The organism is Roseibacillus ishigakijimensis, assembly GCF_016595415.1.
Lineage (GTDB): Bacteria > Verrucomicrobiota > Verrucomicrobiia > Verrucomicrobiales > Akkermansiaceae > Roseibacillus > Roseibacillus ishigakijimensis.
This window is the reverse complement of the sequence record NZ_JAENIO010000005.1, coordinates 85,834-99,436: the sequence shown is the minus strand read 5'-3', so window position 1 is coordinate 99,436 and position 13,603 is coordinate 85,834. Positions and strand designations below refer to the sequence as shown.

At 61.8% G+C, this 13,603-nt stretch carries 12 protein-coding genes; 6 read left to right on the top strand and 6 right to left on the bottom strand.

Going from position 1 to position 13,603, the window contains the following annotated elements:
• Positions 1-40 precede the first annotated feature (40 nt).
• From JIN78_RS03325 to JIN78_RS03315, 3 genes are read right to left on the bottom strand one after another with little or no spacing between them, the layout of a single operon-like run.
• Positions 41-1,333 carry a DUF2254 domain-containing protein gene (locus JIN78_RS03325; protein WP_200390512.1) on the bottom strand — a complete coding sequence of 431 codons (1,293 nt, stop codon included), beginning with the start codon at positions 1,331-1,333 and terminating at the stop codon, positions 41-43.
• A 46-nt stretch (positions 1,334-1,379) separates the two neighbouring features.
• Positions 1,380-1,553 carry a hypothetical protein gene (locus tag JIN78_RS03320; protein ID WP_200390511.1) on the bottom strand — a complete coding sequence of 58 codons (174 nt, stop codon included), beginning with the start codon at positions 1,551-1,553 and terminating at the stop codon, positions 1,380-1,382.
• 12 nt (positions 1,554-1,565) lie between these two features.
• Positions 1,566-1,976 (bottom strand): hypothetical protein, encoded by a 411-nt coding sequence (locus tag JIN78_RS03315; RefSeq protein WP_200390510.1) that lies wholly within the window; start codon positions 1,974-1,976, stop codon positions 1,566-1,568.
• A 198-nt stretch (positions 1,977-2,174) separates the two neighbouring features.
• Here JIN78_RS03315 and JIN78_RS03310 point away from each other — a divergent pair, with 198 nt between their 5' ends.
• Complete coding sequence (locus JIN78_RS03310) at positions 2,175-2,807, top strand: site-2 protease family protein (RefSeq protein ID WP_200390509.1); 633 nt, start codon at positions 2,175-2,177, stop codon at positions 2,805-2,807.
• A gap of 21 nt (positions 2,808-2,828) precedes the next feature.
• Here the strand turns inward: JIN78_RS03310 and JIN78_RS03305 are convergent, their stop codons facing one another.
• Entirely contained in the window at positions 2,829-3,572 is a 744-nt protein-coding gene (locus tag JIN78_RS03305) for a sulfite exporter TauE/SafE family protein (protein WP_200390508.1), read from the bottom strand.
• A gap of 56 nt (positions 3,573-3,628) precedes the next feature.
• Positions 3,629-4,045, bottom strand: a complete 417-nt coding sequence (locus tag JIN78_RS03300) for a hypothetical protein (RefSeq protein WP_200390507.1) — start codon at positions 4,043-4,045, stop codon at positions 3,629-3,631.
• Positions 4,046-4,376: 331 nt separating this feature from the next.
• Here JIN78_RS03300 and JIN78_RS03295 point away from each other — a divergent pair, with 331 nt between their 5' ends.
• Positions 4,377-5,657, top strand: coding sequence for an argininosuccinate synthase (locus tag JIN78_RS03295; RefSeq protein WP_200390506.1), 1,281 nt, complete (start codon positions 4,377-4,379; stop codon positions 5,655-5,657).
• A 438-nt stretch (positions 5,658-6,095) separates the two neighbouring features.
• Here the strand turns inward: JIN78_RS03295 and JIN78_RS03290 are convergent, their stop codons facing one another.
• Positions 6,096-7,019 carry a hypothetical protein gene (locus JIN78_RS03290; protein WP_200390505.1) on the bottom strand — a complete coding sequence of 308 codons (924 nt, stop codon included), beginning with the start codon at positions 7,017-7,019 and terminating at the stop codon, positions 6,096-6,098.
• 176 nt (positions 7,020-7,195) lie between these two features.
• Between JIN78_RS03290 and JIN78_RS03285 the strand changes: the two genes are divergently transcribed.
• Genes JIN78_RS03285 through JIN78_RS03270 form a run of 4 tightly spaced genes read left to right on the top strand, consistent with a single transcriptional unit; the run spans position 7,196 to position 13,586 of the window.
• Positions 7,196-8,170 carry an AAA family ATPase gene (locus tag JIN78_RS03285; protein ID WP_200390504.1) on the top strand — a complete coding sequence of 325 codons (975 nt, stop codon included), beginning with the start codon at positions 7,196-7,198 and terminating at the stop codon, positions 8,168-8,170.
• Between the two features lie 12 nt (positions 8,171-8,182).
• Entirely contained in the window at positions 8,183-9,328 is a 1,146-nt protein-coding gene (locus JIN78_RS03280) for a DUF58 domain-containing protein (RefSeq protein ID WP_200390503.1), read from the top strand.
• Positions 9,325-11,436, top strand: coding sequence for a vWA domain-containing protein (locus JIN78_RS03275; RefSeq protein ID WP_200390502.1), 2,112 nt, complete (start codon positions 9,325-9,327; stop codon positions 11,434-11,436). Before JIN78_RS03280 ends, JIN78_RS03275 begins: the two co-directional genes overlap by 4 nt.
• Entirely contained in the window at positions 11,433-13,586 is a 2,154-nt protein-coding gene (locus JIN78_RS03270; RefSeq protein ID WP_200390501.1) for a vWA domain-containing protein, read from the top strand. Before JIN78_RS03275 ends, JIN78_RS03270 begins: the two co-directional genes overlap by 4 nt.
• The last annotated feature ends 17 nt before the right edge of the window (positions 13,587-13,603 follow it).

Genomic DNA, 13,603 nt, shown 5'->3' with positions numbered 1-13,603 from the left:
GCCCAGCAGCACGTCCCTTCCATCTTGCAAATTGCCAATCTCAACCCGGGATGGCGGCGAGATTTTTCAAGGCCCGGTCGCGGCGCTCTTCGAGATCCTGATAATCCTCCGCCAACCAATTCTTTTTCTGAACCGCCTCATCGAGAAGGGTCACATGACGCCGCAAGGCGCTGGCGAAGTCGGGATGGAGATCCCGTGCGGACAAGCGTTCGAAGCAATCCATGAGAGCAATGGAGACAGAAACCACCTCACAGCCAAATTGGCGCAGCGGGTGGAAAGCCGCATCGAGCAAGCCAGCCGGTGTGGGAATCGCCAGGGTCACCCGCAGAATTCCCTCTTCATCGTGCCAAAGCCCCGGCGGCAAGCTTCCTTCCGCAATTCTGGCCAAAGCCCCTCCCACCCGGGCAATGACCGTCTGCGCAGTCTCGGGATCGTTAATGCCTGGCGAGAGCGCGCGCGAGGCGATCTCTATGAGCTGCCGCAGCGCGAACTCGACATCCTGTTGCGCGGTGCGCTGAGCCCCCAGGCTATAGGATTGGGAAATCTCCTCCTGCAAGTCCAGCTCCTCGTCCTCACTGCGGACAATGGCGACGACATCACCACATGCGACAAATTCCCCCGCCCGTCGCTGAAGGAGGATGACGGCATTCTTCTCCTCCGCGATCCGGCAAAGATGGGGGATTTCAATTGCTTGCACAAACCCCTCCTTCGGCAAGCGGACCATCCGACGATAGCGACCCCAGCTTTCCTCCAGGGGCACGGTGCCGGTGGGGTTGCTTCCTCCCCTCTCCTTCATCGCCAACAAGGCTTCGGTCAAATTGCCAGTCACCTCGTCCACCACATAAGGCACTTGGATAAAGCGAGCCACCATATGGAGAAATCCCAGCAAAATACCGAAGGAGGCCAGTCCACCCACCAAGCCGACCCAAACGGCCGCATCGGGGACGGGACGCTCGAGAGCCAGAGTCGCCGCCACAATCAGTTGATAAGAAAAGGAGCCCACAAAACCCCCGATGGCGACCTTAGTGCCCGTTTTATTCAGAAAATTGGTGAGCAAACGCGGACCCAGCTGGGAAGAAGCCGACGAAAGAACCACCATAGTGATGGAAAAGACCACCCCCACCACGGTGATGGAAGCTCCCGCCAGGCTGGTGAGCACCGAGACCGCCATGGACGGCTTGAAAACGGGGACCTCACTCCCCGGCAAAACTGGATCGCCAAGCAATCCCGAGAAAAAAATGCCCGACAAAAGGCCACCCAAAGTGAGCAAGCCGGGAATGAACCAGAGACCCGACCAGAGTTCGAGAATCAGCTTCTGCAAGTGAACCTTCATAAAAAAGGTGTTAGCAGAAGTAGGAGGTCAGAGGGAATTCCCTTTTCTAGCGAAACGAGGCCGGCACGGGAAGAGGAGCCGGCTTGCAAAGGGCCTTGCGGGTATTCGAACAACGGGCGCACTTGCGACAAAAATACTGCGGTTCGATCAACAAGCTGGCCAGGCGCTCAGGGTGCCGGGCGATGTCGTCTTTTTTCCAATCACAAAGGGTCTTGGCCATTTTTCAGGGGGGTTAATCAAGGGGTTCAATGAAGGCGACAATCTCGCTCCAATCAGCCTCTCCCTGCTCAAAGACCTCGCGCCGGGCGGCGGATAGAACCTGATGCAGAGACGGCCAGGATAAATCGAGCGGAAAAACCTGCGTGCTGCCGGGAGTCACGATCCGCACCTGCCACCCGGCCTCCAAGCGACGACGGAGCCGAAAAGCCCACAAGTAATCAAAACGCTGCAAACGACGGCGATTCAGCAAGAAAGTCTCGACCAAACCACTGGGGTCCGTGTCCCGCCGACGCCAAGCGGAATGCAACTCCAACAAGGCATCACTCAAGCGGATCTGCTCACCCGGAGCGATGGCCGCCATGAGGGGAACCAGCTCATCCCAAGAGGAGCGAGCGGGAGAAGAGGAATCAAGCAGCGGGGACATGTGACGAAACTGCCCCACAATTCGCCCCCTGACAAGCTTTTTGTTGATACTGAGTCGCAATAACAAGAGATTTCAGAACGGATGACCAGGAAAAAAAAACCCGCCGGGTGAGTCTTCCGGCGCAAAAGTGAACTTCCGGTCTTGTCATTTCCGCCTCTCACCCTATCCAGCAGGGCGAAATTCCACTAATCTCCACTCATGGTTCGCTTTCGCCTCTTTGGCATTCCCGTCACCGTCCTTCCCTGGTTCTGGATCACCCTCGCCATCATTGGGTCGGGGACCATCCACAGCGGGGAAGACCTCTTCAAGCTCGTCCTCTTCGTTCTCGCCGGCTTCATCTCCGTGCTGGTGCATGAGCTCGGGCACGCCCTGACCATTCGCAAGTTTGGAGCCCCGACCGAGATTGTCCTGCAGGCCTTCGGGGGCTTCGCCACTTATCCGCGCAATCGCTTCAATCGCAAGCAAGACTTTCTCGTCACCGCAGCGGGTCCCGCGATCCAGATTGCGCTGGGACTGCTCATCGGGCTCCTCGCCTACCAAGGGGGCCTGCCCAACTCCATGGGCCTGTATTTTCTGCAAATGCTCGCCATCATCAGCATCGTTTGGGCGGTCTTCAACCTTCTCCCCATCTTTCCGCTCGATGGGGGGCAAATGCTCAAAGCCCTCCTCGGGCCCAAGTGTCAGAAGGTGACTTACGGCATCGGGCTGGCCATCGCGGTGGGGGCCGGTCTCCTCGGCCTGATGGGTGGCCTGATTCTTGTCACCCTCTTCATGGCCCTCTTCGCCTACCAGAATTTCCAGCTTCTCAGGAATCCCGAACAACAGCCCTGAGCCCTCTCTCCCACCGCTTTTTCAGGAAAACAGCAGCAGCTTGCCACCTGCAAGGAGGGCAAAGATGAGCACCAGGCGCTCGAACCACTTTTGCGACACCCTCTCCAAGAGCCACTTGCCGACAACGACGCCTAGAAAAATCACGGGCACCAGCTTGAGATTAAAAAGGAGAGATTCCCCGGTGGTGAGACCCAAGCCGCCGGTGAAAGGCAGTTTGATGAGATTGATGAGGAGAAAAAAGCGAGCCCCGATCCCAATCAGCTCGAACTTGGGAATATTGCGCGAAAGTAAAAAGAGCTGAAAGACCGGCCCCGCGGCATTGGCCACCGCAGTGGCGAAGCCCGCTACCACCCCGGCCCCCGCCCCATAGCTGCGCGATTCCGCAAAGGGCTGGAAGGCCTCGGGACGATTCTTGCGCACCAGCTGCAAGGCCGCCATCAAGAGGATAATCCCTCCAATGAGAGGCTTGGCCAGGCCTTCGGGCATTTTTCCCAACAAGTAAAAACCCGCCAACATCCCCACCAGAGCGGGCCAGAGCAGGGTCCACACTGGCGGCCAGCTGCCATGCTTCCGGTAGGCCGGAAAGACAATCAAATCGGCCACAATGAGCATCGGCAAGAGCACGCCCACCTGATGAATCCCGAAGAGCTCGGTCATCAGATAAACCTGGATGATCCCCACGCCACTGAACCCTGCCTTGGAAATCCCCACCGACAGCGCCGCCAAAACCGCCATCACCCACTGGACCACCGATAAATCGAACACGCCCTTTCCTTATGGAAACGAAGGGAGAATTAAAAATGGAAAATGGAAGGGTCGACTCATGAGACGAGGAGTTCGACCAACCCGGCTAGCATTCCACCCACAGGCAGACCCACCCAGAAGACGACCAGCGCCCAGGCTGCCAGGGGAGCCTCTCCCCCGCTCAAGTGGTCACACACAAAGATCAAGAGGTGGCTCGTAATAATGAGCACGGCCCCAACTAACAGCATCGCCCCATTCAACATCGGCAAATCCGCCTCCGCAAAGTCCAGACCCATGGCCATCAACGACCAGCGGGTCCAAACCCCCAGAGTCACCAGCACCATCGACCAGAAGGACAATCGGGAGAGTCTTCGCCCCCAGCGTCGGCCGTGCTCCGTCGTGCTCTGCAAGGATACACTCGCCGATCTCCGGGCGGATTTGCTGGCCGCCCCGCCGTCCGCCCCCTTGTGACCCCAAACCCGACCGAGCAACATCCCTTCTCCTACCACACCTTTTTCCTCAACGAAAGATCAATCCTTCAAACCAAGCATCTGCCCAAAAAAATTCTGCCTCATTCTGTAAATTCTGTCCCAAAACACCCCACTGCCCGCGTCAAGAAATCCTCTCCCCTCCTCTCAAGTCTCCCCCAAAACATCCTCCTCCCCTCCCACTCATTCTGTCTCATTCCGCAAATTCTGTCCAAAAACTACCCAAAGCCAATCCTGTCCCATCCTGTCAATCCTGTCCCAAATTCCCCCCAGCTCACCCTCTCCCAAAAATTTCGCGTGATTCTCCCGAAGGATTCCCCTAAAGCCCTTTGCACATATGAAAATCGTAGTTGCCTACTCAGGAGGTCTCGACACCTCCGTTCTCCTCAAATGGCTCAAGGACAAATACTCCGCCGAAGTGATCGCCTATTGCGCGGACGTCGGTCAAGACGATGAGCTCGATGGTCTGGAAGAAAAAGCCCTCACCACCGGCGCGTCCAAATGCTTCATCGGCGACCTGAAGGAAGACTTCGCCGCCAACTACATCTACCCCATGTTCCGCGCCAACGCCCTTTACGAAGGCCGTTACCTCCTCGGCACCTCCATCGCCCGCCCCTGCATCTCCAAGGGCATGGTCGATGTCGCCATCGCGGAAGGGGCCGACGCCATCGCCCACGGGGCCACTGGCAAGGGCAATGACCAGGTCCGCTTCGAGCTCTCCACCGCCGCCCTTGCTCCCGACATCAAGATGATCGCTCCCTGGCGCGACGACTCTTTCCGCAAGGACTTCCCCGGCCGGGCCGAGATGATCGCCTACTCCGAGGCCAACGGCATTCCGGTGAAAGCCTCCATGAAGAAGCCCTACTCCATGGACCGCAACCTCCTCCACATTTCCTACGAAGCCGGTGCCCTCGAGGACACTTGGTATGACGGCACCACCGAAGCCGACAAGGACATGTATACCCTCTCGGTCGCTCCCGAGGACGCCCCCGACAAGCCCCAGTATCTCCAGCTTCTCTTTGAAAAAGGCGATTGCGTGGGCCTCAAGACCGACGGCCTCGACGAAGTCATCGCCAAGCTCGGCGACGTCACCCCCACGGGCGAGGCCGATGGCTACACCCTGCTCAATCCCTACGGCGTGATGCGGGTGCTCAACTTCCTCGGCGGAGCGCACGGCATTGGCCGCATCGACATCGTGGAAAACCGCTTCGTGGGCATGAAGTCCCGTGGCATTTACGAGACCCCCGGTGGCACCATTCTCTTGGCCGCCCACCAGGACCTCGAAACCCTCGTCGTCGACCGCGAGGCGCAACACGTGCGCGACAGCCTCATCCCGAAATACGCCCAGCTCGTCTACAACGGCTTCTGGTTCGCCCCCGAGCGCGAAGCCATCCAGGCCCTCGTCGACAGCACCCAACAAAAAGTCTCCGGCGAAGTGCGGGTGAAGCTCTACAAAGGCAACATCATCAACGCCGGTCGCCGCAGCGTGCACACCCTCTACGACGAAGCGGTGGCCACCATGGAAGGCGGGCAGGAAGAAGCCTACAACCAGAACGACGCCACCGGCTTCATCGCCCTTAATGCTCTGCGTCTGAAGGCCAACGCGCGCCAGAAGTAAGCCTAATACCCCCCGGTAGGGATGCCTCGCCGAGGCATCCGCTCCCCGAATCGTGGCTGCGAGCTTCCAGCTTGCAGAATGTGTCATGCGGCATCCTGCCGGAATTGCGCCCATGAGACGTCTCCCACCAACCCAAGGTCTTTCTTCTCGGCAGCTAGACGCCTTCGCTTTTAGACGGGGCACCGGGGTGGACAAGAGTGTCCACGCTCCCTTGTCTGACCAGGGCTATGGTGCGACCAAAGTCCTACACCCTCCCTGTGCCGTGGCTGCGAGCTTCCAGCTTGCAGAATGTGCCATCCGGCATCCTGCCGGAATCGCGCCCATGAGGCGTCTCCCACCAGCGCAAGGGTCTTTCTCTCGGCAGCTAAACGCCTTCGCTTTTGGACGGGGCACCGGGGTGAACAAAAAAACTGGCGCAACGCCCAAACTTCCTGGAAGTCAATGCTCGTGGTGGTGCTCCGAACGCGGAAAGCGGGGCTCGTTCCAGTGGCTGAGGTCGCGACCCAGAAGCTCGCCGAGAGCCCGCACTTCGGGCTGGAATTCCTCCAGCAACTCGTCTTCCACCATGGAATCGATCCGCCAGTCGGACATGGGGGCGAAAATGCGCTCGCTGAGAGCTTGGTAACGGTCTTGCCAGGTTTTGCCGAAAACCGACTTGAGGACCCGTCCTCCCGGCAAGCGCCCGGCCAGGCGGGATACGGCCTGATCAAAATGATGGGTGCCGCGGAGATTCCGCTGTGGCGGCAAAGGCGGGATCGCCAGTTCGTGGTCTGGGGATTTGCCGAGAAAGGCCAGCACCTCCCGACCCACCGCAGCCGGGTCTTTTTCCCAATCCTCGCTCAACAAGACCTTCACCCGCTCGCTGCCCACGGCCTCTCGCGCTTGGCCAATGAGCGTGGCAAAGCGCGCCCGCTGGCGGTATTGCAAGCTGGGCGGATAAGGATTGCGCCGGGGCCATTCGCGCCCGTCACGGCGGGGTTCCTCGGCCACGAGAGCTTCCCTGAAACTCACTTTATTTTCCAACGAAGCCGCCAGAAGAGCATGATGCCAGGCCCGCATGGCGGTCACCGGAGGCTCCAAAAAAAGAATCACCCGAGGCGGCGTTTCCTGTTCGCTCCAAGGCGTCCACTCCTCGCCAAGGGGGAAAAAGCCTTGCCAAAAGAGACCCGCCTCCTCCCCGGAAGCTGTCTCGGCGAAATCCTCCCGCCCCCCCGCTTGGCGAAGGGCCCAGAAGGCCAGCTCGGCACGCAAATCCCCGCCAACTGCCGCCAAGGACAAATCACGCTGGGTCTGCAGCGCCTGCACGAATTGCGAGCCGACCGCACTGGCGGAGGCAAAGACGAGAAAGGAAGGACGAATCATGTCGAGACGCCATCAAGACCTTTTTCGTCCCCAATGTCGCGCCCAAATCCTGACGACCTCTTGCCACGAGCGTTCTAAAAGGGAGACATCTTTGTAGAAGCCTTTTTTTATCCTTTTAGGCATAAGAAATGCCACGAGAGACGTTAGAACTTTTGTAGCTTTTTTCCCAAGATTTCATGGATTCCTCATTCTCCGTTGCCGCCGCCCGCGACTCCGCTCAAAAGATCACGAGCGAACTCTCCCAAGTCATTGTCGGCCAAGACGACATCATCCGCCGCCTCATCGCCTCCCTTTTTTCCAACGGTCACTGCCTTCTCATCGGGGTTCCCGGTTTGGCCAAGACCTTGCTCGTTCATTCCATCGCCGATGTGTTGGGAATTGGCTTCAAACGCATTCAATTCACCCCCGACCTCATGCCCAGTGATATCATCGGCTCGGAGGTGATTCATGAACAGGGAGGGCGCTTGGAATTCGAGTATCGGCCCGGTCCCGTCTTCACCAATCTTCTCCTGGCGGACGAAATCAACCGCACTCCGCCCAAAACCCAGTCCGCGCTTTTGGAGGCCATGCAGGAGCGCAAAGTAACGGTGGCGGGGGAAAACCGGCCCCTGCCCAACCCCTTTCTCGTCATCGCGACCCAGAACCCCATCGAACAGGAAGGCACCTATCCCCTGCCCGAGGCCCAGCTCGACCGCTTCATGTTCTCCCTCGACCTCGGCTATCCCAGTCCGGAAGAAGAGAAGGAAATCGTCAAGCGCACCACCATCGGCGAGGGCCAGACCCTCTCCCCGATCATCAGCAGCGAGGACTTGCTCGCCATCCAGAAGCTGGTGCGCGCGATGCCGGTGGCCGACGCCGTCATCGAGGAGGCGGTGGCCCTGACCCACGCCACCCGGCCGAAGGAAGCCTCCCCGGCGGAGACCACCCGGCAATACATTGAGTGGGGAGCGGGTCCGCGCGCCTCACAGTATCTCATCCTCGGAGCCAAGGCCTTTGCCCTCATGGATGGCCGCGCGGCTCCGGAGCGGCAGGATGTCCTCGCCGCCGCCCCCTCGGTGCTGGCCCACCGCATTGTGACCAATTACCGCGCCACTGGCGAAGGACTGAGCACGGGCGAGGTGGTGAAAGCCCTTTTGGAAGAACGCAAATAACCCTGCGAGGAGATGAGCTGGCTCGACAAATACATCCCTCCCCCTCTGCCCAAAGGCCCCTCCCTGGGACCTCCGCCCCTGCCCTCGCAGCGCAGCGGCTCCCTCGCCCGCGCCAAGGCCGCCGCCGCCGGTTCCGATTCCGGGCAAAATCTGGCCGAGAGCCTGCAGCGGGCCCAGGAGGTCGAACGGGACTTGCAGGAAAAAGCCCGCCTCGCCCGGGAGCAGGCCGATCTGGCGCACGCCCGCCAACTCCTCGACGAGGATGAGCTCAACCGCTTCAAAAACCTCCTCGTTTTCGCCAAGAGCGCGGTCGAGAGCCGCTTCGCAGGCAAGCACAAATCGCGCGACCTCGGCAGCGGAGGAGAATTCGCCGAGCACCGCCAGTATCAGCCCGGCCTGCAGACCTCGGCCATCGATTGGCAGGTCTACGCCCGCACCAAGCGCCTCTTCGTCCGCACCTACGAGGAGCTCACCGACCTGGCCGTTCACCTCGTGGTCGATGCCTCCGGCTCGATGGTTTATCACAGCAAAGGGAAGGAGAGCAAAAGCCTGCGCGCGGCCCGCATCGCCGCCGCCCTGGCCTGCCTCATGATGCGGCAAGGGGACAAGGTCGGCCTCACCCTCTTCGGCGACCGGGTGCTGAGCCACCTGCCGACGAGCGGCACGGAGCGCCATTTGCAGGAAATGCTGCGCACCTTCATCAAGCCCGCCCTGCAACCCAGCGGCCCCACCTCCATCGCGAATTCCCTGCGGGAAAGCGCCCTCCTGCTCAAGCGCCGGGGTCGCCTCGTCGTGCTCTCCGATTTTTTGGGAGAAGACCCGGCTGACATTCTCGACGCCCTCGGCCCCTTCGTCCACCGGCGCTTCGACATCCTCCTGCTCCAGCTCTCCGATCCCGACGAACGCACCTTGCCCGATGCCCCGCTGGCCCGCTTTGTCGATGCCGAGACCAACGAACAAATGGAAGTCGAGCCTGCCGAGCTGCGCGCCGCCTTTGAAGAAACGGTCGCCCGGCGCACGCGGGACCTGCGCGAGGGAGCCCGCCAGCAGGGCATCGATTTTGCCATTCTCGACACCGCCCGGCCCTACCTCGATGCCATCGAGGCCTACCTGGGCTTCCGCCACTGGAACGACCTCACCCCCACTCCCCCGCGATGACCTTCCTCACTCCACCCGCGATGTGGGGGCTGCTCGCGGTGGCCGCCCTCCCCTTCCTCATCCATTGGCTCAGCCGCCGCTTTCCCAAGAAATACGTCTTTTCCTCGCTGGCCGACCTCAAGAAAGCGGTGGCGGGACGCTCCCGCGTTTTCAAATGGCGCCACTTTCTCTACCTTCTCCTGCGCGCCCTCGCCGTGGTCGCCCTCGTCCTGGCCTTTCTCAATCCCGTGCTGGGCTTGGGAAAAAAAGACGCGCAAGAGGGCCATCGCCACGTGCTCATTGCCATCGACCGCTCCCTCAGCATGGCGCATCGGGATGGCAACTTTTCCACCTGGAAACGCACGCGCAGTGAGTGTGAGCGCCTGCTGGCCTCCCTCGATCCCCTCGACAAGGTCAATCTCGTGATGGTTGGCCGCACGCCGGAGACCGCCTTTTCCCAATTCAGCCACAACGTCGCTGCCGCCCGTCAATTCCTCGCCGAGCAGGAGCCCCAGCCGGTGGAAGCCAATTTCAAGGCCGCCAACAGCCAGCTCACCCGCTTGGCCGAACAGGCCGAGGGCCCGGTGGAGATCTACTACCTTTCCGATTTTCAGCGCAAAAACTGGGCCAATATCCACTTCGAAACACTCCCCCCACAGGCCCGCCTCCTCTTCATCCCCACCACGGATGACGGGGAGCGGGCCAACCAAGCCATCCTCTCCGCCAGCCTCGGCGAGGAGGCCCCGGTGCGCGGCCGCCCCTTCACCGTGCGGGCGCGGGTGGCCAATTTTTCCGCCGATCACTACCACGGCCGTTTGGAAGTGGTGGCCAGCGAAAGCCAGGCCCGCGAGGTCCCCCTCCAGCTCGTCCCCTGGGCGGAGAGCGAGATCAGCGTGGAATTCCCCGCCCTCCCTCCCGGCCTGCACGCCCTCACCCTCCGGCTGGGGCAAGACCAACTGACCCTCGACAACACCCGCTGGCTGGTGGTGGAAGTCGGCGAGGCGGAGGAAACCCTCATTCTCACCACCGCCCGCGAAGGCGAGCCCTCCCCGCCCGCCCGCTTTCTCCGCGCCGCCGTCAACCCCTACGGCGAAAGGGGAGAAGAAGGAGGGAGCTACCGGGTGCGCGAGTTGGTGGACCAGCCGGTCACCGCCCCTGCCCTCTCGGGCACCTCCAAGGTGCTGGCCTCGCGCACCGCGGCATGGAGCGAGGAAGAAGCCGCCCTCCTGGCCACCTACCTGACCTCCGGCGGCGGGATGATTCTCTTTCTCGATGGCGACAAGGACCGCGAGAATCTGGCGCAACTGGCCCTCGCCAGCGGCACGGAATTACCCCTGGAGCTGACTACCAGGCTCAGCTCGGCCAACCTCCCGGGAGGCGCGATGAAGGTGGCCCGGGGAGACTTCCGCTCCCCCTTTCTCCGACTCTTCGAGGGCGAGCGCCGGCGCAATCTGGCCTTTCTGGAATTCTACGATTTCTACCACGCCATCCCCACCGGGGAAGGCCGCATTCTCCTGCACTACGCCGATGGCACCCCGGCGATGGCCGAGGCCCAGGTCGGGCTCGGCACCCTGCTGCTGTGCAACTTCTCGGTCTCCGAGCTTTCTTCCAATCTCGCCCGCCAACAGCTTTTCCCCGGCTGGATCCACGACCTTCTCGCCAAATTGGGCCAAGGAGAAACCCTTGCCAACGATTACCAGCTGGGCGACAGCGTGAGCTTCGACACCTGGGCCAGCGAAGTGCTCGGCCGCGAGATGCGCAGTCCCTCCGGTGAAAAAATGGCGACCAAGATCGACCTCCGGGGCGAGCGGGCCTTTCTCACCTTCACTCCCGAGGAGCCCGGCATCCATTCCCTTCCCGGTCGCGGGGGGCGTCTCCTGCGCGCCTTCGCAGTGAACCCCTCCGAAAGCGAGAGCGATCTCCGCACTCTGGACGTGGCCGTGCTCCCGGAGCGGGCCCCCAAGGACTCGCAGGGAGCCCAGGTCAAGGGCGGGCAGAGTTTTCGCGAGCTCAGCCAAGGACGTCCGATCTTCCATTGGTTCGTGCTCACCGCGCTCCTGCTGCTTGGGGTGGAAAGCCTTTTGCACGCTCTCCTCGCCCCGCAATCCCGCCCCACCCGCACGACATGACTTTCCAGCCCATCCTCCCTTTCTCGTGGATCCTGCTCCTGGCAGCGATCGGGGTGCTGCTCACCCTTTTTGCCCACCGACTCCCCGGGCGACGCCTGGGCCCCCTGCGCAACGGCTTGCTGACCACCCTACGCCTGCTTGCCATCCTCGGCATCCTGGTCCTTCTCCTCCGCCCGTCGCGGGAGGAAAGCCTCACCCCGCCTTCCATCGAGCGCTCCCTGCTCGTGGCAGTCGATAGCTCGGCGAGCATGCAGGAAAGTGATGACGGTGGCATTCCCCGCCTGGATCACGCCCGCCAAGCCCTGGAAGAGGCGGGCGTGCTGGGTACAGAGGAGAGCTCCCCCTTCACCTTTTTCGAATTCGATGAAGAAGCTCGCTACAGCTCACCCGCGCAATTGGCTACCCTGGCGGCGGAAGGTCCCACCACGCGCTTCCACAGTTCCCTGCGCAGCATCTTTCGCGCCGCCACCGGGGCTCCACCCGCGGCCCTCCTCCTCCTCAGCGACGGCCATGATCTGGAGACCATTTCACCCGGACAAACGGCCAGCCTGGCCACGGCGCGGGATTGTCCCATCTACGCCGTGCCCTTCGGCGCCCAGGGCTCGGCCCGCGACCTCTCCATCCGCGCCACCACCTACCACCCCTACACCTTCCGCCATCAGGCCACCCGCCTCACCGCCACCATCCGCGCCCTCGGCTGCCAGCAGGAGACCCTCACCGTGGACCTCCTGCGGGAGGGCGAACTCAAGGACAGCAAACGCATCGAGACCGGCACCGAGCCTTTCCATGACATCGAGTTTATCACCACGGAAAAAGAAGCCGGACAATTCGAATACGCCCTCCGGGTCCGTCCCCTGCGGGGCGAGGTGAGCACCGACAACAACGAGACGGTGAGCTACCTCAACGTCCTCGACGAAAAAATCCGCCTCCTGCTCATCGAGGGCGAACCCTACTGGGACACCACCTTTTTGCGACGCTCCCTCACCCGCAATGACAAGTTGGAGGTCGACACCCTAGTCCGCTTCACTCCCACCCGCACCCGGGCCATCCGCTCCAACGAACGGCGCGCGGAGAGCGACCTCGACACGCCCCAGAGCGTGGCCGATTTCTCCTCCTACCGGGTGGTGATTCTCGGAAAAAAAGTCGAAGCCATCCTGGGAGAAAAAGGCCTCACCGCCCTCGAGGAATGGGTCGACACCAAAGGCGGCATTGTCCTCTTTTCGCGGGGTCAGGCCTGGTCCGGGGCCGCCCAAGCCGACCTCGAACCCATCGACTGGAGTGAGGAAGCGCCCAGCGCTAGCCGCATCGAGGTCACCCAGAGCGGTCTCTCCATCCCGCCCTTCCGTCTCTTGCACACCCGCGCCGATGCTGCCGAGCTGCCGGAGATTCTCGCCTACCATCCCAGGGGCAAGCCCAAGACCCTGGCCGCCGCCTACGGGCAAAATCATTCCGAGCTCCCGGCCATCGTCTTCCGCCGTCTCGGCAGCGGCCAAACCCTCTCTCTTGGGGTCGCCAAGCTCTGGCACTGGGTCTTCAACGAAAAGACCGAGTTCGACAACAACCTCTACGACCTCTTTTGGGACCAGCTCCTGCTCTGGCTGCTCTCCAACGACGGCATCAGCCCCGGTGCGGGCTATGCCCTGCAGACCACGACCGCCAACTTGCCGCTGGGCGAGAGCATCACCTTCGAGCTCCTCTTCAATGGCGAACCCGCCCCCACTCCCCTGCCGCCGCTGCAGCTGGAGCACGGGGATTCGCCAGCGGCCCGGCTCACCTTCGAGCCGGCTCCCGAGGGAGGCTCCGCGAGCGTCACCTTCACCCCCCGCACCGAGGGCCGCTACCGCGCCAGCACCACTTTGCCCGACGGCACGGAGTTGAGCGCCCGCTTCATGGTCTTTCGCGAACAACTGGAGCAAACCGAGACCGCCGCCGATCTGGCCTATCTCCAGCAGCTGGCCACCGCTTCCGGCGGGCGGGTCATTTCTCCTCCGGAAATCTCCGAAGTGGTGCGCAACCTCCTGCGGGAAAGCGCTCCCATGGAAGCCCGCACCCGCCTCATCCCCCTCTGGGACACCGCGTGGATCTGCCTCCTCCTCGTCTTTCTCCTCGCCTTCGAATGGTTCCTTCGCCGAAGATGGGGCCTGACTTGATCTGCCATTCCCTGCCA

Excerpts from the sequence above, each read along its gene's own strand:
- JIN78_RS03280 (WP_200390503.1), top strand. The coding sequence starts at position 8,183 with ATGAGCTGGCTCGACAAATACATCCCTCCCCCTCTGCCCAAAGGCCCC.
- JIN78_RS03295 (WP_200390506.1), top strand. The coding sequence starts at position 4,377 with ATGAAAATCGTAGTTGCCTACTCAGGAGGTCTCGACACCTCCGTTCTC.
- JIN78_RS03285 (WP_200390504.1), top strand. The coding sequence starts at position 7,196 with ATGGATTCCTCATTCTCCGTTGCCGCCGCCCGCGACTCCGCTCAAAAG.
- JIN78_RS03320 (WP_200390511.1), bottom strand. The coding sequence starts at position 1,553 with ATGGCCAAGACCCTTTGTGATTGGAAAAAAGACGACATCGCCCGGCAC.
- JIN78_RS03275 (WP_200390502.1), top strand. The coding sequence starts at position 9,325 with ATGACCTTCCTCACTCCACCCGCGATGTGGGGGCTGCTCGCGGTGGCC.
- JIN78_RS03300 (WP_200390507.1), bottom strand. The coding sequence starts at position 4,045 with ATGTTGCTCGGTCGGGTTTGGGGTCACAAGGGGGCGGACGGCGGGGCG.
- JIN78_RS03310 (WP_200390509.1), top strand. The coding sequence starts at position 2,175 with ATGGTTCGCTTTCGCCTCTTTGGCATTCCCGTCACCGTCCTTCCCTGG.
- JIN78_RS03290 (WP_200390505.1), bottom strand. The coding sequence starts at position 7,019 with ATGATTCGTCCTTCCTTTCTCGTCTTTGCCTCCGCCAGTGCGGTCGGC.
- JIN78_RS03315 (WP_200390510.1), bottom strand. The coding sequence starts at position 1,976 with ATGTCCCCGCTGCTTGATTCCTCTTCTCCCGCTCGCTCCTCTTGGGAT.
- JIN78_RS03270 (WP_200390501.1), top strand. The coding sequence starts at position 11,433 with ATGACTTTCCAGCCCATCCTCCCTTTCTCGTGGATCCTGCTCCTGGCA.
- JIN78_RS03325 (WP_200390512.1), bottom strand. The coding sequence starts at position 1,333 with ATGAAGGTTCACTTGCAGAAGCTGATTCTCGAACTCTGGTCGGGTCTC.